18 protein-coding genes are annotated in these 24,497 nt (G+C 60.8%); 7 read left to right on the plus strand and 11 right to left on the minus strand.

What is annotated here, in order from left to right; all coding sequences use genetic code 11:
* Positions 1 to 432 precede the first annotated feature (432 nt).
* The 5 genes from glgB to ABH944_RS40890 all read right to left on the minus strand — a co-directional run bounded on the left by glgB (position 433) and on the right by ABH944_RS40890 (position 12,682).
* Positions 433 to 2,649: a 1,4-alpha-glucan branching protein GlgB gene (gene glgB / locus ABH944_RS40870; RefSeq protein ID WP_404614493.1), complete on the minus strand. Its 2,217-nt coding sequence runs from the start codon at positions 2,647 to 2,649 to the stop codon at positions 433 to 435.
* On the minus strand, positions 2,642 to 6,052 hold the full coding sequence (treS, locus tag ABH944_RS40875) for a maltose alpha-D-glucosyltransferase (protein WP_404614545.1): 3,411 nt from the start codon (positions 6,050 to 6,052) through the stop codon (positions 2,642 to 2,644). Before treS ends, glgB begins: the two co-directional genes overlap by 8 nt.
* Before the next feature lie 87 nt (positions 6,053 to 6,139).
* Entirely contained in the window at positions 6,140 to 9,535 is a 3,396-nt protein-coding gene (locus ABH944_RS40880) for a maltotransferase domain-containing protein (RefSeq protein ID WP_404614495.1), read from the minus strand.
* A 418-nt stretch (positions 9,536 to 9,953) separates the two neighbouring features.
* Positions 9,954 to 11,603, minus strand: a complete 1,650-nt coding sequence (gene glgA, locus ABH944_RS40885; RefSeq protein ID WP_404614497.1) for a glycogen synthase GlgA — start codon at positions 11,601 to 11,603, stop codon at positions 9,954 to 9,956.
* A 422-nt stretch (positions 11,604 to 12,025) separates the two neighbouring features.
* Positions 12,026 to 12,682 (minus strand): DUF1345 domain-containing protein, encoded by a 657-nt coding sequence (locus ABH944_RS40890; RefSeq protein ID WP_404614499.1) that lies wholly within the window; start codon positions 12,680 to 12,682, stop codon positions 12,026 to 12,028.
* 292 nt (positions 12,683 to 12,974) lie between these two features.
* Here ABH944_RS40890 and ABH944_RS40895 point away from each other — a divergent pair, with 292 nt between their 5' ends.
* The 5 genes from ABH944_RS40895 (at position 12,975) to ABH944_RS40915 (ending at position 18,906) form a co-directional block, all read left to right on the plus strand.
* A complete protein-coding gene (locus ABH944_RS40895; protein WP_404614501.1) occupies positions 12,975 to 13,529 on the plus strand; it encodes a sugar dehydrogenase complex small subunit in 555 nt (184 codons plus the stop codon).
* Between the two features lie 112 nt (positions 13,530 to 13,641).
* Positions 13,642 to 15,243, plus strand: a complete 1,602-nt coding sequence (locus ABH944_RS40900) for a GMC family oxidoreductase (RefSeq protein ID WP_404614503.1) — start codon at positions 13,642 to 13,644, stop codon at positions 15,241 to 15,243.
* A 176-nt stretch (positions 15,244 to 15,419) separates the two neighbouring features.
* The gene (locus ABH944_RS40905; protein ID WP_404614547.1) at positions 15,420 to 16,640 is read left to right on the plus strand and encodes a c-type cytochrome; all 1,221 of its coding nucleotides are present in this window, start codon (positions 15,420 to 15,422) and stop codon (positions 16,638 to 16,640) included.
* A gap of 155 nt (positions 16,641 to 16,795) precedes the next feature.
* Positions 16,796 to 17,533, plus strand: coding sequence for a metallophosphoesterase (locus tag ABH944_RS40910; RefSeq protein WP_062086268.1), 738 nt, complete (start codon positions 16,796 to 16,798; stop codon positions 17,531 to 17,533).
* 56 nt (positions 17,534 to 17,589) lie between these two features.
* On the plus strand, positions 17,590 to 18,906 hold the full coding sequence (locus tag ABH944_RS40915) for a DNA topoisomerase IB (RefSeq protein ID WP_404614505.1): 1,317 nt from the start codon (positions 17,590 to 17,592) through the stop codon (positions 18,904 to 18,906).
* A gap of 5 nt (positions 18,907 to 18,911) precedes the next feature.
* On the opposite strand, the gene ABH944_RS40920 is transcribed toward ABH944_RS40915, so the two are convergent.
* From ABH944_RS40920 to ABH944_RS40930, 3 genes are all read right to left on the minus strand, one after another.
* Positions 18,912 to 19,649 carry an RES family NAD+ phosphorylase gene (locus ABH944_RS40920; protein ID WP_404614507.1) on the minus strand — a complete coding sequence of 246 codons (738 nt, stop codon included), beginning with the start codon at positions 19,647 to 19,649 and terminating at the stop codon, positions 18,912 to 18,914.
* Positions 19,646 to 20,068, minus strand: a complete 423-nt coding sequence (locus ABH944_RS40925; protein WP_404614509.1) for an MbcA/ParS/Xre antitoxin family protein — start codon at positions 20,066 to 20,068, stop codon at positions 19,646 to 19,648. The genes ABH944_RS40920 and ABH944_RS40925 overlap by 4 nt, the downstream gene beginning before the upstream one ends.
* 155 nt (positions 20,069 to 20,223) lie before the next feature.
* Positions 20,224 to 20,496, minus strand: coding sequence for a DUF2866 domain-containing protein (locus tag ABH944_RS40930; RefSeq protein ID WP_062086264.1), 273 nt, complete (start codon positions 20,494 to 20,496; stop codon positions 20,224 to 20,226).
* A gap of 210 nt (positions 20,497 to 20,706) precedes the next feature.
* Here ABH944_RS40930 and ABH944_RS40935 point away from each other — a divergent pair, with 210 nt between their 5' ends.
* Complete coding sequence (locus ABH944_RS40935) at positions 20,707 to 20,928, plus strand: hypothetical protein (protein WP_404614510.1); 222 nt, start codon at positions 20,707 to 20,709, stop codon at positions 20,926 to 20,928.
* A 19-nt stretch (positions 20,929 to 20,947) separates the two neighbouring features.
* Entirely contained in the window at positions 20,948 to 21,310 is a 363-nt protein-coding gene (locus tag ABH944_RS40940; protein ID WP_404614512.1) for a hypothetical protein, read from the plus strand.
* 57 nt (positions 21,311 to 21,367) lie between these two features.
* Here the strand turns inward: ABH944_RS40940 and ABH944_RS40945 are convergent, their stop codons facing one another.
* From ABH944_RS40945 to ABH944_RS40955, 3 genes are all read right to left on the minus strand, one after another.
* Positions 21,368 to 22,156, minus strand: coding sequence for an SDR family NAD(P)-dependent oxidoreductase (locus ABH944_RS40945; protein WP_404614514.1), 789 nt, complete (start codon positions 22,154 to 22,156; stop codon positions 21,368 to 21,370).
* A gap of 119 nt (positions 22,157 to 22,275) precedes the next feature.
* Entirely contained in the window at positions 22,276 to 22,431 is a 156-nt protein-coding gene (locus ABH944_RS40950; protein WP_404614516.1) for a DUF3309 family protein, read from the minus strand.
* Positions 22,432 to 22,766: 335 nt separating this feature from the next.
* Complete coding sequence (locus ABH944_RS40955; RefSeq protein ID WP_404614518.1) at positions 22,767 to 24,362, minus strand: inorganic phosphate transporter; 1,596 nt, start codon at positions 24,360 to 24,362, stop codon at positions 22,767 to 22,769.
* Positions 24,363 to 24,497: the final 135 nt, after the last annotated feature.

Raw genomic sequence — 24,497 nt, forward strand, 5'->3', positions numbered from 1 at the left:
GAGCACTGGTGGCGAAGCGTGTTCATGTCAGGATTCGCGAGAAAGAGGGGTTCAACTGTCCGTCGCTCTGGCGAGCACCGTGCTTTTGGGGCACCCATGAATTAAAACTGCACGCTGTGGACACTTAGGGTAGAGCGGTTAAAGCGTTTTCTTTGCGTCGTTTCTTTGTCGCTTTGGACAAAGAAATGACGCGCCGCCACGCGCAGTGGCTAACAGTGATAAAGAAAATAGCTCACTCAAGCAGACCGCTAACACTGAAAGCAGCAACCCGGCATTGACCCCGACCGCTAACGCAAGAACCTGGCACCCCGGCACTAACCCCTGACCACCACCCGCCCCCCTCACCCCGACCCGAACGACCACCCCCCGACCGACCAAACCCCACCCCCGAGTGCGAACGAAAAATAACCGAGTGCGAACGGAAACCCCTTGCTAATCGGCCCTCAGCACAATCGTCGCCAACGGCGGTAAAGTCAGCACCGCCGACCACTCCCGCCCATGACTCGAAATATTCTCGGCGTGAATCACGCCCCCATTCCCCATATTCGATCCGCCATACACCGACGCATCCGAATTTACGATCTCACTCCAGCGCCCCCCGCGCGGTAACCCCACCCGATATCCCAGCCGCGGTACCGGCGTCATATTCGAAATCACCACACACTCACGCCCCTCACCATCCGTGCGACGGAACGCAAAAACACTATTGGCCGAGTCATCGCCAATCAGCCAGTCAAACCCCCGAGGATCACTATCCAACTTGTACAGCGCCGGCTCCTCCCCATACACCCGGTTCAAATCACGAACCAGCTTCTGCAAACCACCATGAAACACATCGTCAAGCAAATGCCAATGCGGCGATGCATCGTGATCAAACTCGCCAAACTGACCAAACTCACCACCCATGAACAACAATTTCTTGCCCGGATGCGTCCACATGAAACCCAGATACGCCCGCAAATTAGCAAACTTCTGCCAATGATCCCCCGGCATCTTCCCAATCAACGAACCCTTCCCATGAACCACCTCATCATGTGAAAGCGGCAAAATAAATCGCTCGGAATACGCATACACCATCCCGAACGTAAACATGTTGTGGTGGTATTGCCTATACACAGGATCCTCTTCCATGTAGTGCAACGTGTCATGCATCCAGCCCATGTTCCACTTGAAATCAAAACCAAGCCCGCCATGCTCAAGCGAAGCCGTCACACCCGGCCACGCAGTCGACTCCTCAGCAATCGTAATCGCACCAGGAATCTGACGCACCTCATGATTCAGCCGCTTGAGGAATGCTATCGATTCCAGATTCTCACGGCCCCCATACATGTTCGGCACCCACTCGCCCTCCTTGCGCGAATAGTCGCGATACAACATGGAAGCCACCGCGTCCACACGCAATCCATCAACGTGATAACGCTTTAACCAGGCCAGCCCCGACGCCACGAGGAACGCACTGACCTCGTTACGCCCGAGGTTGTAGATCATCGTGTTCCAGTCCTGGTGATACCCCTCGCGCGGGTCCGCATGCTCGTAAAGCGGCGTGCCGTCAAACTCGACAAGACCATGGGTATCGTTAGGAAAATGCGCCGGAACCCAGTCGAGAATGATCCCCAACTCCGCTTCATGCGCGCGGTTCACAAACTCGGCAAACTGCTCAGGCGTCCCAAACCGCGCCGATGGCGCAAATTGCCCCAACGGCTGATAACCCCACGACCCACCAAACGGATGCTCCGCAATCGGCATGAACTCCAGATGCGTGAATCCCATGCTCTTCGCATACGGAATCAGGCGCTCGGCAAGCTCATGCCAGTTCATGCCGCGGTTGCCTTCCTCCGGCACCCGCAGCCACGACTCCGCATGAACCTCATACACGGAGATCGGCGCGTCCACGGTCTGCCTCGGTCCGCGCGTATTCATCCATTCGCTGTCGGTCCAGGCGTATCCGTCAATAGCATCAGCATCCGCCACCACCGAAGCCGTCGACGGCGGCCGCTCGCTCTGCATCGCGCACGGATCAGCCTTCAACGGCAACGTGTGGCCCTGCCGCGTCACAATCTCGTATTTGTAGCGCGTGCCCGCGCCAACGCCCGGCACAAACAGTTCCCAGACCCCGGCGTTATGGCGCAGCCGCATGGGATGACGGCGGCCGTCCCAGGAGTTGAAATCGCCCACCACGGAAACACGTCGCGCATTCGGCGCCCATACCGCAAACCGTACCCCGGCCACGCCGCCATGTACGATCGGCCGTGAGCCGAGACACTCCATCACCGCATAAGGATCGCCGCCGGACACGCGGTTCAACGCTTCATCGGTTAATACGGGGCCGAACGAATAGGTATCGGCAACTTCCTGCGGCGTGCCATGCCAATCGATATTCAGCCGGTACGCCTGCATCTCGTCGATAAACCCGATAAACAACCCCGCCGGATGAACCTGCGTCAGCGTGCCAAGCGGCTTGCTGCTGTCGCGCGCAAGCACCTGCACGCCGCTCGCACCCGGCAACAGCACGCGAATCACAGGGCCGGCGTCGGTCTGATGCAGCCCGAGCTTCGAAAACGGATCCGGATGGCGGGCTTCGACGAGCGCGTCGATATCGAGCGGATGCAGACCTTCGGTCAGCAGCCTGTCGTCTATGCGCTTATTCATTTTCGTTTCCATCAGAGGTGTCCTTGAATGCGTCCACGGGGCGCGAGCCGGGAGCGGGCGGTGCGCCCGTATCGCCAAGCAGGCGGCTCGCCAGCGACGCGAGGCCACGCAACGGCAAACCAATCCAGGTCGGACGGTTGGCCGCTTCATAGCGGATTTCGTAAGCAGCCTTCTCGATCAGGAACAGATCGAGAAGGGCGGCGAGCGTGGCTTCATCGCCGGCAACCGGTTGCGGAGAAGCCGCCACCGCAGCGCGGTATTCGAGCAGGAACGCTTCCTCGCCATGACCGCGCAGGCGCTCGAACAGCGCGCGCTTGCGATCGGCGGTTGCCTGCGGCGCATTTCCGGTCGTCGGCTGCGCAGCCGCGCTGGCATAAGACAGGGAACGCAATAAGCCGGCCACATCCCGCAACGGACTCGATTTCTTGCGCCGTTCGTCCAACGGCCGCGCCGGTTCGCCTTCGAAGTCGATCAGGAACGCGTCGCCTTGCGCCATCAGCACCTGACCCAGGTGGAAGTCGCCATGAATACGGGTGCACAACGCATCGGCGCTTTCCGGCACGAGCTTTTGCACGGCCGCAAGCAACAGGTCGCGGCGATCGAGCAGGCTCTGCGCCATCGCCCGGTCATGCTCGCTGAACTCCAGCAGTTTGGAGGCGAGGATGTCGAGCGCTGTCACGAGCAGCGAATGCGTGCCGTCGTTCCAGCCGCGCACGTCCTTCTTCGACGCCTTTTCGGGAGTGAACGCCGGGTCGTCGGAGGGTTGGGCGAGCGCCACGTGCAGTTCACCCAGGCGCTTCCCGATGATCCCTATGACCGTCCGGTAGCCTTCTATGCCTTGGATTTCCTTCTCGCGGTCCATCGAATGGTCGTCGGTGTCCACGGCCAGCGCGAGTTCATCCACAGTACGGCGCAGGTAATCGAGCGCGTAGTTCCACGCATCGCCCTGGTTGTCGATAAAGCCTTGCAAGATGCACAGCGTATGCGGCACATCTTCCGGGTCCACGCGCACCACTTCGCCGAACAGCGGCGCCGTATTCTGGTAACCGAGCTTCGTCAGGTGCCGGCTCATTTCGGCTTCCGGATGAATCCCGCCAACCAGGCGACGCACCAGTTTCAGCACGATCTGATCGCCGATCACGAGCGAGCTGTTGCTCTGCTCGGCAGCAAGCCAGCGAATTTCCGGAGGCGGTTCACCAGGCCTGAAATTGGCAGCAAGCGCGTCAAGCCGTTCGGTCGGAATAAAGCGGATCTCGCTCTTCTGCACCGTAGGAACGACTGCCCGCTGCAGGAGCTTCTTCAGCACGCCGTAGGTAAAGTTCGGGACGGCGAAGGCGTCAGTGATATGGCCGATATTACGAACCTGGCGCACGCGTGCGAGTGCGAGCTGCATATAGAGCGGCGAAGTTGTTTCGGTGCCCCATGCAATCGTGAGCGGGAGTACGTAGCGTTCGACGTGATCGCCGACATCGGCTTCGATCTCCGTGAACGCAAAGCCCGCTTCCGGAATGGTCGTCAATGCCGCGAGACGCACGCCGATCAGCTTCTTGTCCTTCGATGCAAACCAGCGTCGCTTGCTCAAATAAGACGGCAGCACTTCCGACTCCAGCAAGCGCACGTTTTCCGGCGTCGGGCCGGTCTGGCCGGCGCGGATCACCATGGTCACGAATTCGGGCAATTGCTCGGACGGCGCCTGGCTCCATGCCGGACGCTGATTGCCCGGACACAGCTGGAACCACAGGAAACCGTACGGCGGGAAGGTCAGCAAATAAGTGAGCTGGCCGATCGGCGGGAACGCGGAATCAGCGGTCATTTCCAGCGGCACCGAGCCGGCATACTCGGACAGGTCGAGTTCCACCGCCTGCGGCGCTCGTGACAAATTGGCGACGCACAAGATTGGCGGTTCACCTTCGGTTTCACGCAGATACGCAAGGATCTTGCGGTTGTTCGGGCGCAGAAAACGTATCGTGCCCCGACCGAACGCCTGCTTCCCGCGGCGCACCGTGAGCATCTTGCGGGTCCAGTTGAGCAACGAATGCGGATCGCGGCTTTGCGATTCCACGTTCACGGCGTCATACCCGTAGAGCGAACCCATGACCGGCGGCAGCACGAGCTGCTCCGGATCGGCGCGCGAAAACCCGCCGTTTCTATCCGATGACCACTGCATCGGCGTACGCACGCCGTCACGGTCGCCCAAGTGGATGTTGTCGCCCATGCCGAGTTCATCGCCGTAATAAATCACGGGCGTGCCGGGCATGGAAAGCAGCAGCGAATTGATCAGTTCGATCCGGCGGCGGTCCCGCTCCATCAGCGGCGCGAGACGCCGGCGAATGCCGAGATTCAGCCGTGCGCGACGATCGCTCGCGTACGTGTTCCACAAATAATCGCGCTCGGAATCCGTGACCATTTCCAGCGTGAGTTCGTCGTGATTGCGCAGGAAAATGGCCCACTGGTTGGTCGGCGCGAGATCCGGCGTCTGCCTCATGATGTCCGTGATCGGGAAGCGGTCCTCGCTCGCAATCGACATGTAGATGCGCGGCATCAGCGGGAAGTGGAAAGCCATGTGGCATTCGTCTTCATCGCCGAAATACTCCTTCACGTCTTCCGGCCATTGGTTTGCTTCGGCCAGCAACATGCGGTTCGGATATTCCGCGTCAATCGTCGCGCGAATCTTCTTCAGGATCGCGTGCGTCTCAGGCAGGTTCTCGTTGTTCGTGCCTTCGCGTTCGACCAGGTACGGCACGGCATCCAGCCGCAACCCGTCAATGCCCATGTCCAGCCAGAAGCGCATCACCTGCAGCACTTCCTTCAGCACGGCGGGGTTATCGAAGTTCAGGTCAGGCTGGTGGTTGAAGAACCGGTGCCAGTAGTACTGTCCCGCGACCGGATCATGCGTCCAGTTGGACGGCTCCGAGTCGATGAAAATAATCCGTGTGTCTTCATACTTCTTGTCGGTATCCGACCAGACGTAGTAGTTGCGATGGTTCGAGCCGGGCTTCGCGAGGCGAGCACGCTGAAACCACGGGTGCTGGTCGGACGTGTGGTTAATCACCAGTTCGGTGATCACGCGAATCCCGCGCGCGTGCGCTTCCTGGATAAAACGCTTCACGTCGGCGAGGGTGCCGTAATCGGGGTGCACGTTGCGGTAATCGGCAATGTCGTAACCGTCGTCACGCCGTGGCGATGGATAGAACGGCAGCAGCCAGATCGTGTCCACGCCGAGTTCGGAAATGTAATCGAGCTTCGCAAGCAGGCCGGGGAAATCGCCGATGCCGTCGTTGTTCGCATCGAAGAAGGACTTGATGTGGATCTGGTAGATGATCGCGTCTTTGTACCAGAGCGGATCGTTGCTGAGAGCCGAGTTCTTGTTACGCTTCACGTGTCGCTCCTTGAGCCGCGACAGTGTCTTGTCCCGGCTGTATGAGTTGTTCTGTACCACGTCGGCGAGTGCCGTCGTGATGATGACTGTCAGGTGACGCCCATGTGATGCTCAGAGGGTCGTCTGCGCTCGCGGCAGTCCCCACGTCGGCGCGATTCGCCAGATCGCGAACGGCCGCGTGTTCGGGTCGAGCCGAATATGCTGCCGTCTGCCGCGCCATTCGAAACGTTCGCCCGTTATCTGGTCCTCCACGGCCAGCGCGTCCCATTCCTGCACGCCCCAATTATTCAACGTCTGCCACGGCAGTTCCACGTCCGCGCCTTGTTCGTTGAACGGATCGAGATTGATCGCGACCAGCACGACGTTGTCGCGCGCCGCATTTGCTTTCTCGAAGAACAGGATGTTGTCGTTATGAGCAGGAAGGAAGTTGACGCCGAGATGCGAATGCAGCGCCGGGTTTGCCTTCCTGATCCGGTTCAGCGCGGTAATTTCCCCGACGATATTGCCCGGCCGGTTCCAGTCCCAGGCCCGGATCTGATACTTCTCCGAATCGAGATATTCCTCGCTGTTCGGCAGCGCGGCTGCTTCGCAGAGTTCGAAGCCGCTATACACCCCCCATAGTCCTGACAATGTGGCCGCGAGCGCCGCGCGGATCACAAAACCGGCGCGGCCCGAGCGTTGCAGGAAACGGGGGTTGATATCCGGCGTATTGACGAAGAAGTTCGGCCGGAAATAATCCCTCGCGTCCGTCTGCGTCAGGTCGTGCATGTATTCCAGGAAATCGCGCTTCGACTCCCGCCAGGTGAAGTATGTGTACGACTGCGAGAATCCGAGCTTGGCGAGGCGGTTCATCACGCGCGGACGTGTGAACGCTTCAGCCAGGAACATGGCGTCGGGATGACGCGCGCGCACGTCGCCAATCACCCATTCCCAGAACGGCATGGGTTTCGTGTGCGGATTGTCGACGCGGAAAATCTTCACGCCCGCCGCGATCCAGAACAGGAATACGTCGCGCAACGCGAGCCAGAGTTCCGGCTTCGCGTCCTGCGCGTAGAAGTCGGGATTCACGATGTCCTGATACTTCTTCGGCGGATTTTCCGCATAACGCAGCGTGCCGTCTGGGCGCCACGCGAACCACGTGGGATGCTCCTTCAGCCAGGGATGATCCGGTGAACATTGCACCGCGAAATCGAGTGCGATTTCCAGGCCGTGCGCACGCGCGGCTTCCAGCATCTGCTTGAAGTCGTCCAGGTTGCCGAGTTCCGGGTGCAGGGCGTCGTGGCCACCTTCCTTGCCGCCAATGGCGTACGGGCTGCCCACGTCGCCGGGTAGAGCCGTCAGGGTATTGTTCTTGCCCTTGCGGTTCGCCACGCCAATGGGGTTGATCGGCGGGAAGTACAGCACGTCAAAACCCATCTGGCGAATCCGCGGCATCTTGCCGATCACATCGACGAAGGTGCCGTGGCGGTTTTCGTCGTCGCTCATCGAGCGCGGGAAGATTTCGTACCAGCTTGCAAAACGCGCGGCGGCGCGTTCGGCGTCGATGCGATACGTCACCGGGTCGCGTGACAGGAACGGCCGATGCCGTGCCACCTCGATCGCCTGCGCCGTTTCCGGCGCGAGCGCCAGCGCGAGGCGCGCGTCTGCATCGGCTTTGGCGAACTGCTTGACGATCCCTTCCAGCGGTTCCGTCTGCGCGCCTTCCGTGGTTTTCACCTCGGCCAGGATCAGCGCGAACAAATGCCGCGCTTCCTCGAGTTCGAGTTCAACCGTTTGTCCGGCCTTCAGCTTCTTCTGCATGTGATCGATCAGCGAAGCGAAGTCGTCGCGCCACGCGATCACCGTAAATTCATGACGGCCAAGACGATCGAGCGGAATGTGCGTGGTCCACAGGTCGTTGCCCAGCGGAATGACAGGGACCATGGGCACTTCGTGCCAGTCGGTTTCATCGGCGGCGCGCCATTGCACGGCGGCCGCGATCTTGTCGTGGCCTTCCCCAAAAATCGCGGCGGTGATTTCAGCCGCTTCGCCCACGATCCGCTTCGCCGGAAAACGCCCGTGATCGACCGATGGCGTCACGCTTTCGATCGCCACCCGCGGCGCGAGCAGCGCGTCGTTCACCGACTTCTTGTCGGCCGCTTTCGAGCCGCGCTTGACCTGCGGTTGCGCGAGCAGGATGGGCGGCTCGGCAGCGCCCCGCAACAGGCGCACTTCGCCCGCTTGCAGCAGGAACGGCGCGAGCGGCAGCGGCGTTTCCGCCGTGTCCTCGCCAATCGGCCGGAACCGCGTGAAGTTGCCCGGTGCGCCGTCCAGCAGATGACGCGTATCGACATAAACCGGCGTGGTGAGATCCGGGTTGAGCACGATCAGCGCCGCTTCGGCCGCGATCCGCAGATCCGGCCCGCTGCCGCGCAGGATGGCCGCGTAAGGCGTGCCCGCGCCGGTCAGCGCGCGCAGTTCGCCGGTGCTCGCCAGCGCCGCCGAGTTGCGTTGCAGCGCGTTGGCATGCGCCACTTCCGTCGACACGTTGAAGCGCGCTCCTTCCCTCGCTCGCCGGAATTCTTCCGCGCTGCCGTGGTTGTAGGTGAGCGGCTGCGTGACGCCGTATTCGAAGCCCATGGGCACGAGCAGGCCGGTGCCTATGCCCGCGGCCGTGTACAACGCGCGCCGGTAGGCGCGTTCGACCAGCGACGAGTCGCTGGTGTCCGGCAGATCGTGCAGCAGGCGCGAACCGTAGGGCTCCTCGGGGAATGCAATGGGCGGCGCGATGCGAAACAGCGCGGCGTGTTCATCGAAGAGCCAGTTGCTCTGGAAGTCCCACCATCGCGACGATGAAAACACCGAGTCGAAACCGGCATCGGCGAGAGCGGCCAGGTCCTGGCGGCTGATGCCGACGCTCCATGCGAGCCATTTTGTCTGCGGATGACGTTCGCGAACGGCCGCGCCCAGCCTGCGCCATACGTGCGCCGGCACCTTGTGCGGCGCCTCGAAGCGAAAGCCGCCAATGCCGGCATCGGCGAGCAGCATCAATTCGCGCGCCCACCATTCGGTGAGCGCCTGGGCCGCTTCGCCATCGCTGAAATTCGCATACGCCACGCTTTCTTCATGCGGCGCGTGACGCGGGTCGAGCCGGGCCTCAGCCGCTTCGAACGGATGAAACCAGTGGCGGTTGTCACGGAACAGGCCACCTTCGGCGCTGACGTGGCCGAGCGTGATGTCCACCAGCATACTCAGGCCGTGCCGGCTCGCCTGGCTGGCCAGCAGGCGCAACCCCTCACTCGCGGAGACGTCCGATTCAAATACCGCGTTAAGTTTGTGATGGTCGGCTACGGCCTGTCGGTGACCGTTGCTGCCTGGCTGGAACGGTGCGCCGATCAGGACGTGATCGAAGCCCAGCGCGGCCGCATGTTCGAATTGTGCGGGCCATTCAGGCAACGGTCCGACGAGAGGCGGGTCGATGAAATAGATTCTTGGGGCATACGCTTGAAGCATCTGATGGTGTTCCATCGGTCGTCTTTTCCAGTTCGTCCTGCTATGGCGTGGATGCGGGAAAACGCGATCGCGCTCAACCAGGCAATAAACCAAACCGCAAGAACGGCTACGGCAGACGAGCCTCAGACAGTCTTCAAAGCACCAGTTCCGGGGTGACGAGTGCGGTGGGTATCGGCATCAGACGACATCAGAGCTCGAGTCATCAGACGATACGCCGTTCGCTGCGGCGCCAGGGTCGCTCAAGGGACACAGCACGTAGCGTGCCGCACCTCTTCACGGTTCCCGGCGCATGTCGAAGCCTGAGCGTAGCCAATGGTTCGCGACCCGCATGCGGGTTCAGGGCAGACGACATCCGCTAACGGTGCACTGCAATCCACTACACCGTTAGCGGCCAACCGTGTAACCGTACCATCGAACGGGGCAGTGTGGAGCGTCAGGCGCTGCGTGCGACGAATTGCGCCTGTTCCGCTTCGCGGCGCTCGGCCCCGGCCGCCATGACCGGCACCGACCGAACCCTGACCGGCAAGCGGCGCGTGCGCAACGGAGCTTTGGCAGGACGCGCATCGGTGAGACCCGCGTATAGCTGGACATATCTCGCTACCGCATGGTTCCATCCGTAATCGCGCGCCATTGCGTTGCGTTGAAGCGTGCGCCATTGTTGCGGACGCATGAAGGCGTCGATGGCGCGTGCAGCGGCGGCGGTCACGTCGTGGACACGGTCGCCGTCGAAGAGGAAGCCGGTCGCCGGGCGCGAGGACGTTGCGCCCTCGAAGCCGCCGAGGGGCGATGCCTGGAAAGCCTTGTGACGTCCCACAGCGTCAACCGCTTCGGCCGCGTCCACGATCGTATCCGCCAGCCCGCCCACGCGCGACGCCACGGGCAACGTGCCATAACGCATGGCGTAGATTTGCGTGAGGCCGCACGGTTCGAAGCGGCTGCCGTGCAGCAGGATGTCGGCGCCTGCATGCAGCATGTGCGCGCGGCGCTCGTCGTAACCTATATGGACGCCCACCCGATCCGGCCAGGTCTGCGCCAGCCGCTGGAACGCGGCTTCTATATGCGCTTCGCCCTTGCCGAGCACCGCAATCTGCAAACGCGGATAGCGTTTCAGCAGCGCGGGGATGGCTTCCACGGCGACATCGGCCATTTTCTGCGATGTCATCCGGCTGCCGAGCGCAATCACCGGCGCGAAAGGGGCGGCCGGCAGGCCGAACATCTGCTGCAGCTCGCGCTTGCAGGCGTGTTTGCCGCGCATATCGTCGAAACAAAAACGGCGGGCGATCATGGGATCCGTCTTCGGGTCCCACGTATCCACGTCGATACCATTGATGATCCCCGACAGCTTGCCGGCGCAACTTTGCAGCACGCCTTCCATCAGGTGGCCGAAGCGCGGGGTGAGGATTTCGCGAGCATACGTTTCGCTGACGGTCGCGAGGTGGTCGGCGTGGACAATGCCGGCTTTCATCAGACTCAATGCACCATAAAACTCGATGCTCGCCGGTTCGGTCAACGCGGGCACGAGCCACTTGGCAGGTACGCCGAGCGCTGCACCAAGCGAGAGCGAATAGTTGCCCTGGAACGCCAGATTATGGATCGTGAAAACGCTTTTTGCGTGCACGCCGGCCTGCTTCATCAAGAGCGGCGTGAGTCCTGAATGCCAGTCGTGCGCGTGCACGATGTCCGGCTTCTTGAACCCTCGAACGCCTTCGGCGATCTTCACCGCCGCCGCCGATAACGACGCGAAACGAATCGCATTGTCTTCGTAGTCACGTCCTTTCGCGTCCTGGTAGAGGCCTTCGCGTGCGTACAAATGATCCATGCGCAGCAGGATCACAGGCACGCCGGTGTCCGGCATGCGGCCGCGATACAGCGCGCCGTCTCCGCCGGGAAGCCCCGTCACTGAAGCAACCTTCTGCAATCCATCGACCATCTGCAGCGCTTTCGGATAAGCCGGAATGAGGATCGTGGCATCGACTCCGGCTTCACGCAACGCAGCGGCGTATGCGCTGACCATGTCACCCAGTCCGCCGGTTTTTGCTAGCGGTACCGCCTCGGAAGCGACAAGCAAGACGTTCAAGGACAAGGGTGACTCCTGGCGTTTGATGGATGAAAAGCGATGGGATGCGCTCGGACCGCAAGGATCAGCGCGCAGACGCCCGGTGCTTTTATCGGAAGGAAGAAGGGATGCCGGATAGCTAGAGCAAGGCGTGTGCCAAGTTCTTAGGAATCTGCAGAAATCGAAGGAAGGCGATGAGCCCTGACAAGCGCTGGGATCGACGTCGGGCGGCTATGGGGAGCCGTGTAAAAAAGCACGCGTTGCCGGCGGCGTTTTTACACGGGTTATCCAGGAATCGTTATACGAAAGACGGGACTGCCAATGCGCTGACGCATCAACGCAAAGAAATTATCAGCCATCCAGACTAATTTATTTATAACTTCATTCGATGCGGCAATTACGCCCGAAGCCAATTGAGCATGGTGGCAATATTTGCTTCGCAAGTCTGCTCAAGGTCCAAGCAAACTAGCCGCCGTGTTGACACATAAACCGATCACCGCGGCATTAAAGAAGAATGACAGGACGGATTGCGCGAGCGCTGCTCGCCGGACTTCATTGGAGCAGAGCACGACATCCGACGTCTGCGATGCGACTGCGATCGTGAACGAGAAATAGAGGAAGTCCCAATAGTCCGGCTTGAGGTGGGCATCGGGAAATTTCAGCGATGTCTCGTCACCCTCTGACTGATAGTAGTGTCGTGCGTAGTGCAGCGTGAAGATGGTCGGGATGAGGAACCATGCGCCCAGCATGGTGAACCCGGTCAGCAGATAGTGGAGCAACTGACCGCGCAAGCCGAGGTTCTTAGCCGCGGCCAGCTCGAACACAATGGCGATGAGACTTGCTATGGCGGCCAGGCTGATGATGAGCAACACCATGCCCGCGTTCTCGTCCTCGCGTTCGGCGAGCTTCTGCACCTTGTCCTGATGCGCACGCGCCATCTGAATCCAGATAAGCACAAGATACAGCCATACGGTACTGTCCCATCCTATGAGGCCGCGCACGACCGGCGTGTAGTCATGTGGAACCAAAAGTGTCACGATTACACCAACCACGAGGGCAATGACTGCCCGCGGACGATAGCGAAGTACTTGAGGAACGAGATTCATTTTTATAGCGCTCTGGTTATGGCGTTAAGCTGGCGCGGCACGGTATCGTGCAAGCCATCGCAAGATGCTGGAGTCTCAGATGCTTCAGATGCTTCAGGTGCTTCAGGTGCTTCAGGTGCCGCGATTATTGCCCGTGTGCAGTTCAATTGCCAGCGGACCAAGGACTGGTCATTGACGGTTTCATCGTGCATGCTTCGGCCGCACGCAAGGTGCGGTTTAACCTATTCCAGGGATATCGACAGGTGCAATCGATCATCGCCTCTCTGAACAATGCGAATTGGGATCTCACCACATGACACCACTCGACCACCCCATGGCGCGCGCACAGTCGGCTACCCGCCGGCGCTTTGTTCTTGGCGCGTGCGCATCAGCAGTCGCGCTCGCGTTTGCTTCCGCAGGTTTCGGTTTTCCAACATTATTCACCCAGGCTTTCGCCGATACCCCGCCTGCGGGTCTCGACGGTTTCCTGTTGCTCTCACGAAAACTGACCGGCCGGACGACCTTCGATCCTGCGCTGGCGCAGCGTGTGTATGACGCGCTGTCGAAGTCGGACAGCGAGTTTGCGGGCAATGTGAGCGCCCTTAACGCATGGCTCGCGGCGCATGGCGGCGTGCCCTCGGATACGGTGACGCAGGCGCTCAAGGCGGATACGCCCAAGCTCGCCGTCACGGTCACCGCGATCATGCGGGCGTGGTACCTCGGTCTCGTTGGCGATGCCCCAAGCGTGAGCGTGGTTGCTTACGAGCGCGCGCTGATGTTCGATCCCGTCAATGACGTGCTGACCATTCCGTCGTATTGCCGCGACGTGCCCTTCTACTGGACGCAGAAGCCGCCTGGCGCGGCTTGAACCAACGCATCGAGATTGCAAGCATCAAGCCGGCGCGCTGCCTGACAGCTCGATTGAAACAGGATCGACAGCGCGACCGAAGCAAATAAAACCTACCCTCACAGGACAACAAATGGCAAATTCGAATTCGGCCGATGTGGTGGTTGTCGGATCGGGGGTTGCGGGCGGACTCGTCGCCCATCAGCTCGCGACCGCGGGTGCATCCGTGATCCTGCTCGAAGCCGGGCCGCGTATTCCGCGCTGGCAGATCGTCGAAAATTTTCGCAACTCGCCGGCGAAATCGGATTTCGCTACGCCGTATCCGTCGACGCCTTACGCCCCGCATCCCGAGTATTCGCCAGAGAATCATTATCTGGTCCAGAAGGGCGAGTACCCGTACGCATCGCAATACCTGCGGCTTGTAGGCGGGACCACCTGGCACTGGGCCGCTGCCGCATGGCGCTTGCTGCCTGCCGATTTCAAGCTGAAGACGCTTTACGGCGTAGGCCGCGACTGGCCGATCCCCTATGAAACTCTCGAGCCCTGGTACTTCGCTGCAGAGGTTCAGCTTGGCGTGTCAGGGCCGGGAAGCAATGTCGATCTCGGTTCGCCGCGCTCCAAGCCGTACCCCATGGACATGCTGCCGCTGTCCTACATGGACCAGCGTTTCTCCGATGTCCTCAACGCCCAGTCCTTCCACGTCGTGCCGGAACCGGTCGCGCGCAACAGCCGTCCATACGATGCCCGCCCGACTTGCTGCGGCAACAACAACTGCATGCCGATCTGTCCCATCGCGGCCATGTACAACGGCATCACGCATGCCGAGAAAGCCGAGCGTGCAGGTGCGAAGCTGATCGCGCAAGCGGTCGTCTACAAGATCGAAAGCGATGACAAAGGCCTGATCACCGCCGTCCATTACAAGGACCCGAACGGCAACAGTACGCGTGTCACGGGCAAGCTTTTCGTGCTTGCGGCCAACGGTATCGAAACACCCAAGCTGATGCTCCAGTCGGTCTCCGACAAGTTCAAGAGCGGCATAGGCAACAGTTCGGACCAGGTCGGCCGCAACCTGATGGATCACCCCGGCACCGGCGTGACCTTCCTTGCCAATGAGCCCATCTGGCCCGGACGTGGGCCAATGGAGATGACCTCGGTGGTGAACTTCCGCGACGGTGCGTTCCGCTCCGAATACGCGGCGAAGAAGCTGCATTTGTCGAATGGCGTGTCCACCATGTCGGTCACGGCGGACCTGATCGCCGAGGGGGTGACCGGGGCGGAACTTGACCGGCAGATTCGCGACCGCGCGGCGCGCACGATGAACATCAACAGCTTCCACGAGCATCTGGCCGAGCCGCAGAACCGCGTGATTCCATCGTCGGATCACAAGGATTCGCTCGGCATCCCGCAGCCCGAGATCTATTACTCGATCAACGACTACGTGAAGAAAAGCGCAGTGGACACGCATGCGCAGTACGCGCGGATTGCGGAATTGTTCGGTGGCACGGAGATCAGCTTCGACGACAAATTCGCGCCGAACAACCACATCATGGGGACGACCATCATGGGCGCGGACCCGAAGGATTCCGTCGTCGATTCCGAATGCCGCACGCACGACCACGCGAACCTCTTCATTGCCGGTAGTGCGGTGATGCCGACGGCGGCATCGGTGAATTGCACGCTGACGCTCTCCGCGTTGTCGCTGCGTCTTGCCGACAAGCTGAAGAAAGAACTTTGATTGCGCGCCGACGGAGATCCATGATGAAGAACCCCAAACCTCACGACGCGAAGACCTCCAAGAAACTTGACAAGCGCCTGGGCGGCGCGCTCGCCGCTCTTGCGCTTGCCATCACGGGCGTGAGTTTCGACACGCTGGTTCAGTCGGCGCACGCGCAGACTGCCGCGACTGAGCCCATGGTCGTGCAGCGCGATACGCTGGCCGGCGCGGACCTGATCAAGCGGGGCGAATACCTTGCGCGCGCGGGCGACTGCGTGGCATGCCATACCGCCGACAAAGGCCGTCCGTTCGCAGGCGGTCTGCCGATCAGCACGCCGTTCGGGACCATCTATACGCCGAACATCACCAGCGATCCGGATACCGGCATTGGCCGCTGGACCGACGCCGACTTCCTGCGCGCGATGCATGAGGGGATTGGCAAGGGCGGTGAGCGTTTGTATCCGGCTTTCCCTTACGCCGAATACACGAAGGTCACGGACTCTGACGTGCTCGCGATCCGCGCTTATCTGAATACGCTTACGCCGATCCGCTACACACCGCCGCGCAATGAGCTGTCGTTTCCGTTCAACCAGCGCTGGCTGATGGTGTTCTGGAACATGTTCAATTTCAAGGAAGGCCGTTTTGTGCCCGACCCGCAGCAGAGCGCGGAATGGAATCGCGGTGCTTATCTGGTTGGGGGGCTGGCGCATTGCGAGGAATGCCATACGCCGCGCAACCTGACACAGGGCCTGAAGACCAGCGAGCGCTTCAGCGGCGCCGAACTATCCGGCTGGCACGCGTTCAACATCACGCCGGACAAGAACGCGGGTATTGGCGGATGGACTGACGACCAGCTGACGCAATATCTCGCGACCGGGGCGGCGCATGGGCGGGCGAATGCGGCTGGCCCGATGGCGGATGTGGTGCAGAACAGTACGCAGTACATGACGCCCGAGGATTTGCGTTCAATGGTGGTGTACCTGCGCTCCGTGCCGGCGCAGAGCGGCGGCGACATCCGTCCGCGCGATTCCTTTGGCAAGCCGACCAACGCCGACATCACCGCGATGCGTGGCACGGCGATCAGCGGTGTGAACGGAGCGCAATTGTTTATCGCCAATTGTGCAACCTGTCATAACTGGACGGGCGAGGGGCGAGGCGGCAATGCGCCGGGCGCGTATCCGTCGCTGATTCATAACAGCGTGGTCGGGGCATCGGCAGCTAATAACCTGACCATGGTCATGCTGCACGGTGTGAGCCGTCAGACGAAGGACGCCAATGTGTTCATGCCCGCGTTCGCGAATGAACTCAGTGATGAGCAGATTGCCGCCATCAGCAATTATGTGACGAAGACGTTTGGCAATCCGCAGTCGACGACTTCCGCCGATCAGGTCGCCAAACTCCGCTCAACACCGCAATAAATACAGTGTGATCGAGCCTTGCATGGCAATTATTGCCGTGCAAGGCTGATCGTGTTGCGCATCGGCAGCGGCCGTTCCAGAATGTGGATGGATAATTTGTTGGAAAGCGAGTTGGCGCGCATAACTGCGCGTTTTGTAAGATTAAGATTGCTGCCATGACTGCTTCTACTTCCCCCGTCGTTTGCTGGCATCCGGCGAACAAAGTTGGCCGTGACCTCGTGGTTGGCGATTTGCACGGCTGTGTCGACGCGCTGCGTTATCTGCTCAGCGAAATTGCTTTCGATGGTTCGCGTGATCGCCTGTTTTCCGTGGGCGATCTGGTCGATCGCGGCAGCGATTCGCTGGCAGCAATCGACCTGCTCGATAAACCCTGGTTTTACCCCGTGCTTGGCAATCACGAAGACGCGTTGTGCGCGGTTGCAGCGGGCAAGATGCAGCGTCACATGTGGTATTCGATCGGCGGCGCGTGGGCGGCAAACCTGCCCGATGAACAACTAAAGGCAATTGCCGCGAAGCTGGCGAGTGTTCCATTGGTGCGAATTGTCGGTGATGGTCCGACGCGGTTCAACGTGCTGCACGCGGAGTTTTTCGGCAGCGACGCGGATCTGGAAGTGGCGTATTTCCCCGACGACGTCCGCCAGCAGATGCTGTGGGGCAGGTCGCTTGCGCTCGGGACGGGGAAGGCTGCGTGGCAGAGGGGGTTGTCGCCCACTTATTGCGGCCACACGCCCATGAAGGCGATCAAGCAGATCGGGTCGCAGATTTTTATCGACACGGGCGCTTATACCGACGACGGGCGGCTCACCATTGTCGAGGCCGGCACGGAGCGGCGCTGGTCGGTCAAGCAGGGTTGGGCAAGTGCCGAGGGGGCGCGGGAGTTGGCATTACCGTAGGAATGGGCTTTGCTGGGATCCCCTCGAATCGAGCGAGATCTCAAGCGAGGCGCGCAGTGACAGCATCCCAGGACCAACAACCGCAGAGCGATGTCAAGGGCTGCCCCGAAGACCTGCCACCAGGTCTTCGCTACGTCGATGACTCCCGCCCCGGCTACACGCGCGAGTGGAAAAACGGCGCCTTCGTCTATTTCAACACCCAGGGCAACCCCCTCTGCGACGATGCCGACATCAAGCGCATCAACGCGCTCGCCATTCCGCCCGCTTACACCAACGTCTGGATCTGCCCTGACTCACGTGGCCACCTGCAAGCCACCGGCCGCGATGCCCGTGGCCGCAAGCAATATCGATATCATCCGCACTGGCGCGAAACCCGCGATGCGACCAAATACGAACGGATGCTGGCGTTCAGCGCTGTATTGCCGAAATTACGCGCACGCGTTGCCCGCGACCTCGAACTTGAAGGCATGCCCCGCGACAAGGTCCTGGCCACCGTGGTCAGGCTTCTGGACACCACGCTGATTCGCGTTGGCAGCGAAGAATACGCGCGCGACAATAAATCGTACGGACTGACCACCCTGCGCAAGAAACACCTGAGCGTCAAGTCCGGCACGCTGCGTTTTCAGTTCCGCGGCAAAAGCGGGATTGAACACGATGTCTCGGTGAGCGACCCGCGCATTGCCAGGATCGTGAAGCGCTGTATGGATCTGCCCGGTCACGACCTGTTCCAGTACCTCGATGCAAACGGCGAACGCCACAGCGTCAGTTCCTCGGATATCAACGACTACCTCCACGACATCACCGGCGCCGACTTCACCGCGAAGGACTACCGGACCTGGGCCGGCAGCGTGTTCGCGCTGGCTGCGCTGCGCAAGCTGGCGTGGGAAACCGTGACGGAAGCGCGCAAGCATGTGGTCGGCACGATCAAGGAAGTATCGAAGATATTGCGCAACACGCCTGCCGTGTGCCGCAAATGCTATGTCCATCCAGCGGTGATCGAAGCGTTCGAAGCGGGCGAACTCGCCGGTTCAATGCCTCCCTCGCGCCGCTCCGGCCTGAAGTCCGACGAAGCGATGCTTGCCATTTTTCTGCAGAAAGACGCGAAGCGCCGCGCTCGGGAAGCAGCGCGCAGTCGTAAGGGACAAGCGAACGGGGCTGATCCTCGGCTCGCCCGGTTGCTCGCCAGGTCCAGTCAAAAGGCGAAAGCGGCGGCGCTCAAGAACTCGTCGAAGGACGTCGGGATGGAGGCGCTGGCGGCGGTATCGAAGGGCGCTGCAGCGAAAAACGCATCGACAGCAGCATCGACAGCCGCACGCCCCGCGACCAAGAGGATCGCGCGCGTGCGGTCAGCGACGGCGGTGGCTATCGGCTAGTGTGGCTAGCCGACCTTGCTCATCTCGAAGACGTTGGTCACCGCCTCGCCATTCCACTCGTATTCCAGATACGCGGCGTGATGGCAATCGCGCAACAGGGTGGTGCGGAAAGCGGCGAGGCATTCGCCCCCGTCATCCCGCACCGACGGATACGCGATCCCCGGTGCGCCCGCTTCCCGCGCAGCCCTCCCCAACACCTGCCCCGCGACGTAACTCGATGGCGAAAGAATCGCCGGATCGAGCGCGGCTTGTTCCAGCCGACCCTTGCATAGATCGATGACATCGCCTTGCGCCACCACGGTGTAGAGCCGCATTTGCTGACGCAGCGGCGCTTGTTGGGTGTCCGCCAGAAACAGCGCCGAGTGATACCGCGTTTCCTCAATCGCGGTGCGCCGGTCGCGCGCGCAATAAAACACGCCGTAGCTGCCATCGGAGAAACGGCTGCCGTTCGGGTTCAGATGGGTGAAGGCCGCCATGATCGGGCCGTAACCGGCGCCGAACTGACGCTCGGAGACCGGCACCAGATCCAGGTCGCCCACTTCCGTGCGCAAGCGGTCATTGGTCATGGCCTCGAGCGCGTAAAGAGCATCGAAATCCTGGGGTGACGCAACCCGGTCGAACAGATTGACGGCGGGAAACCGCGTGGGAATCACCCGGTAGGCCGGCGACCAATTGAGGGCGGCGTGTGGCCAGTCAGCGTGCCAGTCGTTTTCAGCTTGCGGCAGATTGGATGGATCGCTCACGCCCAACCGCCTCGCATCGCATCAAGATATTGGCGAACGGCCACGAGATCGCTCACGTTGCCCGCGAGCATGCGGTCTAGCGCGCGCCGTCCGCCAAATGGCGGTGCGGCATTCGCGCGCTTGATCCAGCCATCCGCGGCTTCAGCTTGCGGCAACAGGATCTGCAACGCCTTGTAAATGCCGAGAATCAGCGAAAGCCGCTCGAGCGTGTCTCGCCCGAGACGCGCCGTTTGCGGCGTGGCTTTCCACTTGAAGAACGTGGACCGCCCGGGAGAGCCGAGCAGGACGATCTGCTCATCGGCTGACAGCGCCCAGTCGCGCGCGATATTGAAAAACGCCCGCAAGCCCGCCGCGGACATGTCCGCGATGGAAGGCTGCGGCGAAGGAATGGAACGCGGTACGCGTTGAACACGTGACATACGAAAAGTCTCGTTAAGAACTTGATTCACATATTAGTCCATTTGTGGACTATATCAAGTTTTAATCGAAACTACACACTGCGTCCGTGTTTGCGCCTGCGTGGCGGCGGAGCAAAAAGCTGCCACTGACGATATTTAATTCGCTCCGGGAAGTGTCATTCCTGGACGGTTGCGTCGGAGTCCGTTGGGCCGTAGCGGCGCCCCGACACGTGAGCGCGCAATACTTCCGCAATCTCGGATGTAGTGAATTCTGCCGGCACGACGCTCAATTGGCTGCATGGATCGCTTTTGCGCGCCCATTCAACCATTCGGTACGGTTTGCCCCATGGTCTCTCCACTGCCTCGGATAGCCGGCATTCATGCAGTGGCAGGGCGTGTTCGGTTTTCATCGTGGACTTGATGTTCTGAAACGATGCGCTGGCGGCCATGACGTGTCCTCGCGGTGAAAGCCCTGACTAAAAGCCGCCGTTGGCGGCGGCGATAAAAGCTCGCGTTTGTAATGTGCCCTCTGACAATTAAGTGCAACTTAAAACCAGGCGGGTTTACGTGCACACTGAACATCGCCGCACGAATGCTTTTCCGTCGCGTGGCATTACTGTATATTCATACAGGTGAGTGCTTTTGCATGGACACGAAACATGAACAGTCATTCTTCTGCTGAAGCGGCCGCGCTCGCGCGTTACGTGCAGGCCACCCGTGCGGTTTCGGCCGCATTTGACGCCACGCGCCACGAACCGGAACTGGACGCGAACGGCCGCACAGTCGCGTTGGCGCTGCAACGGCTGGATAGCGCGCTGCTTGAACTCGACACTTCGCAGCGTTCACTGGACGCTATACTTTCGCGCGCTGGTGGGCACTGAACAATCTGGAGCACTTGCTGTGAGACCTGTTTTATCCACACTCTCTTCGAACATCGTGCTTGCGGTCCTGGCCGGATTCATGGGTTTGGGCTCGTTTGCGGCTGCTGCGGCTGAGCGATACGTCGAAGTCTGGAATCCGCCCGAAGCGCAGATGCATAAATCGAAGGCGAAACCGCGCGGCGTGCAGTCTGCGCAGGTAAAGAAAAAGCGCAAGAGCGGCCCAGCCGTCAAGCAGGTCGCCGATAAAACCAACATCGCGCCACCGACGCTCACGCCTGCTCCGGCGAATTCGGGGCACGCGAAAACGGCGCCCGGAGGGACGGACTCAACGCCGCGCCTGCCGCCGCTGATTGGACCGGACGGACGTGTCTTGCGCGTGTGAGTCTGCGTTTGATTCCGCGTGTTTAATGCGTTGACCCCTACGCGGCGGCCATCGTTTTTAAAAAGCGGATCGCACAACTCCACCGTCCACTCGAAGCGCGGCGCCATTCGTAGCCGAAGCCGCTTCCGAGCACACATACACCACCATATTTGCCACTTCTTCCGTCGTGGCAAAACGCTTGAGCAGCGAACTCGGGCGCGCGGTTTCGAAGAAGCCTTTCTCGAACTCCGCGAACGATTTGCCGCCCATGCCCTTCGCGGCCATTTCGTCGAGACCGTCGGAATGCGTCGGCCCGGGCAATACCGCGTTCACCGTCACGCCCGTGCCCGCGCAGTGTTCAGCAAGTCCGCGCGACAACCCGAGTTGAGCCGTCTTCGTCACGCCGTAGTGAATCATCTCGACGGGAATCTGGATGCCGCTCTCGCTGCTGATGAACACCACGCGGCCCCAGTTCTTCGCTTTCATCTTCGGCAGATAAGCGCGTGTCAGCCGCACGCCGGACATCACGTTGGTATTGAAGAAACGCAGCCATTCGTCGTCCGGAATGTCTTCGAACGGCTTTAGATCGAAGATTCCGAGGTTATTCACCAGTACATCGACGGCCGGATAGCGCGCAACCAGTGCGTCGATCTGGCCGGCGTCAGAGAGATCGCCGGCGAAGCCTTCCACGTTCGCGCCGGGCACGTCGGCCCGAACCTTCGCGAGGGCTTCATCGACGGATGCCTGCTTGCGCCCGTTCACGATCACGCGCGCACCTTCACGCGCCAGTCCGGTGGCAATGGCAAGACCAATGCCTTTCGTCGATCCCGAGACGAGCGCGAGTTTGCCTTCCAGGTGGAGATCCATGAATGTGTACTCCTTGATTAGCGGGTATTTGTGATCTGTCAGCAGCCAATGAAAACCGCCCGCCACAAGGGATGTTCACCTTCTGGCAGGCGGGCTGATACTCCGGTCGGCTTATGACTCTACAGTCGTCCCATGAGCAGCAGCACGATCACAATGATTACCACCACGCCCAGGATCCCGCTTGGACCATATCCCCAGCTACGGCTGTGCGGCCATGAGGGAAAAGCGCCGAGTAGCAGCAGGATCAACACGACAAGCAAGATTGTTCCGATCATTTCACTTCCCCTTAATTATTAAAGTCTGCTGAAGAGTGAATGGCGATGCCGCGCTCAGTGCGGCGTGAGTATCGGCGCTTGCTTACTTTCGTATGCGCAGTGCCAATACCCTCGCGATTGCCGCTTTCATTCAGCAAGCGCTGTGCCTATCGCGGGAAAGCATGTGGGGCGGGGAGGATAGCCGAGGGAGAGACAAAAAGCCGACTGGGTCAGTTCACTAGTCGGCAAATTCTGCGGGTGCGCGAGCGGTTTGAAAAAACCGCTCGCGCTCTAACGTGCAACGGGCTTGAGACCGCGTTTGGCAAAGCCCGCCAACAGCGCCGTTCAGGACTCGCCTAGAAGAGTCCGCGGAACACCCAGAACAAGCCCGCAGCGAGTGCGATCGAGACCGGCAAGGTCAGGATCCATGCAAGCGCGAGGCTGCGCACGGTACGCCATTGCAGCCCTGAACCGTTCGCCGCCATGGTCCCGGCCACGCCCGAGGACAGCACGTGGGTCGTACTGACCGGCAGGCCGTAGACATCCGCGGCGCCAATGGTCAACATCGCAACCAGTTCCGCCGACGCCCCTTGTCCATACGTCAAATGGGTCTTGCCGATCCGTTCGCCGACCGTCACCACGATCCGCTTCCAGCCCACCATCGTGCCAAGACCAAGCGCCACCGCCACGGCCACTTTCACCCACGTCGGAATGAACTTGGTCGCATGGTCGAGCTGGCCTTCGAAGTTCTTGAGCACGGCGGCGTCGTCGGCGGCGAAAGCGGGCGCTTTTTGCTTGCCCATCAGACGCAGCGCTTCAGAGGCCACATACATGTTGTTGCGCACGTTGTTCACGATGTTCTGCGGCACGCTCGCCATCGACGAGGAAGGTCCGACCTGCGTGTCGATGATATCGGTGAGCTGCTTGAGTGCGACCACCGTGTCCGGCTCGACCGTCTTGGTCTGCACGTAGCGCTGCACGGTTGCGCGCGGATCGGCAGCAGGCGCGGCGCCGTTGGTGTACTTGCCGAGCACTTCGGACGCGTGATGGCCCACCGACACGAAGGTCTGCGTCTCGGCGGGCGTGACGGCCTTGTTCAGCGCATAGGCGGTCGGTACGGTGCCGATCAGGATCAGCATGATGAGGCCCATGCCTTTCTGGCCGTCGTTGGAACCGTGCGCGAACGACACGCCGGTGCAGGTCAGGATCAGCAGGCAGCGGATCCAGAACGGCGGCGGCGTGTTTTTCTTCGGCTCTTTATACAGCGCGGGTACGCGCACCACGAGCTTCATCACGTACAGCAGCAAACCCGCCAGGATGAAACCGACCACCGGCGAGAACAGCAGCGATTTGCCCACCGCAAGCGCCTGGCCCCAGTCAACGCCCGAGGTTCCCGACGGGCCGTGCATCATCTGGTTCATCAACCCGACGCCGATCACCGAGCCGATCAGCGTATGGGAGCTCGACGACGGAATACCGAGCGCCCAGGTGCCGAGATTCCAGATGATCGCGGCGATCAGCAGCGCGAAGACCATCGCGAAACCCTGCGACGTGCCCACGCCAAGGATCAGTTCGACCGGCAGCAGCTGCAGGATGCCGAACGCCACGGCGCCGCTCGATACCAGCACGCCGGCGAAATTCCATATGCCCGACCAGACGACGGCGAGGTTCGGCGCGAGCGAATGCGTGTAGATGACGGTGGCGACGGCATTTGCCGTATCGTGGAAGCCATTTACGAATTCGAACCCAAGCGCGATCATCAATGCGACGCCGAGCAGGACGTACGGCAGTATTGAAGACTGCCGGACCGACTCCAGGTCCTGCACCAGATGCGTCACGCAATAGATAATGCCAATGCCAATCACGACCAGGAATATAGGCATGCTCAGCCGGCGTCCGAGCGATCGGGGTCCGTTGCTGTCGTTACTGTCGGGTAGAGTCAAGTCAGGCATGGAACGTCCTTTGAGCTAGAGGCTGCGCGTGTACGGAAGGGGATTCAGGCGTAAAGAGATACAGACGAGACACAGACGAGACGCAGGCAAGGCGTTGCTTCTGGCTACGGCGTGAGCCATGTTTGCACAGGCTTT

It is taken from the genome of Caballeronia udeis, assembly GCF_044909315.1.
Lineage (GTDB): Bacteria > Pseudomonadota > Gammaproteobacteria > Burkholderiales > Burkholderiaceae > Caballeronia > Caballeronia udeis_A.

What these genes read in the sequence shown, in the direction of transcription:
- ABH944_RS40930 (WP_062086264.1), bottom strand. Translation starts at nt 20,496, where the DNA reads ATGGCCGCCAGCGCATCGTTTCAGAACATCAAGTCCACGATGAAAACC.
- ABH944_RS40900 (WP_404614503.1), top strand. Translation starts at nt 13,642, where the DNA reads ATGGCAAATTCGAATTCGGCCGATGTGGTGGTTGTCGGATCGGGGGTT.
- ABH944_RS40890 (WP_404614499.1), bottom strand. Translation starts at nt 12,682, where the DNA reads ATGAATCTCGTTCCTCAAGTACTTCGCTATCGTCCGCGGGCAGTCATT.
- ABH944_RS40945 (WP_404614514.1), bottom strand. Translation starts at nt 22,156, where the DNA reads ATGGATCTCCACCTGGAAGGCAAACTCGCGCTCGTCTCGGGATCGACG.
- ABH944_RS40925 (WP_404614509.1), bottom strand. Translation starts at nt 20,068, where the DNA reads ATGTCACGTGTTCAACGCGTACCGCGTTCCATTCCTTCGCCGCAGCCT.
- ABH944_RS40895 (WP_404614501.1), top strand. Translation starts at nt 12,975, where the DNA reads ATGACACCACTCGACCACCCCATGGCGCGCGCACAGTCGGCTACCCGC.
- ABH944_RS40905 (WP_404614547.1), top strand. Translation starts at nt 15,420, where the DNA reads ATGGTCGTGCAGCGCGATACGCTGGCCGGCGCGGACCTGATCAAGCGG.
- ABH944_RS40880 (WP_404614495.1), bottom strand. Translation starts at nt 9,535, where the DNA reads ATGGAACACCATCAGATGCTTCAAGCGTATGCCCCAAGAATCTATTTC.
- ABH944_RS40910 (WP_062086268.1), top strand. Translation starts at nt 16,796, where the DNA reads ATGACTGCTTCTACTTCCCCCGTCGTTTGCTGGCATCCGGCGAACAAA.
- ABH944_RS40950 (WP_404614516.1), bottom strand. Translation starts at nt 22,431, where the DNA reads ATGATCGGAACAATCTTGCTTGTCGTGTTGATCCTGCTGCTACTCGGC.
- glgB (WP_404614493.1), bottom strand. Translation starts at nt 2,649, where the DNA reads ATGAATAAGCGCATAGACGACAGGCTGCTGACCGAAGGTCTGCATCCG.
- ABH944_RS40935 (WP_404614510.1), top strand. Translation starts at nt 20,707, where the DNA reads ATGAACAGTCATTCTTCTGCTGAAGCGGCCGCGCTCGCGCGTTACGTG.
- ABH944_RS40955 (WP_404614518.1), bottom strand. Translation starts at nt 24,362, where the DNA reads ATGCCTGACTTGACTCTACCCGACAGTAACGACAGCAACGGACCCCGA.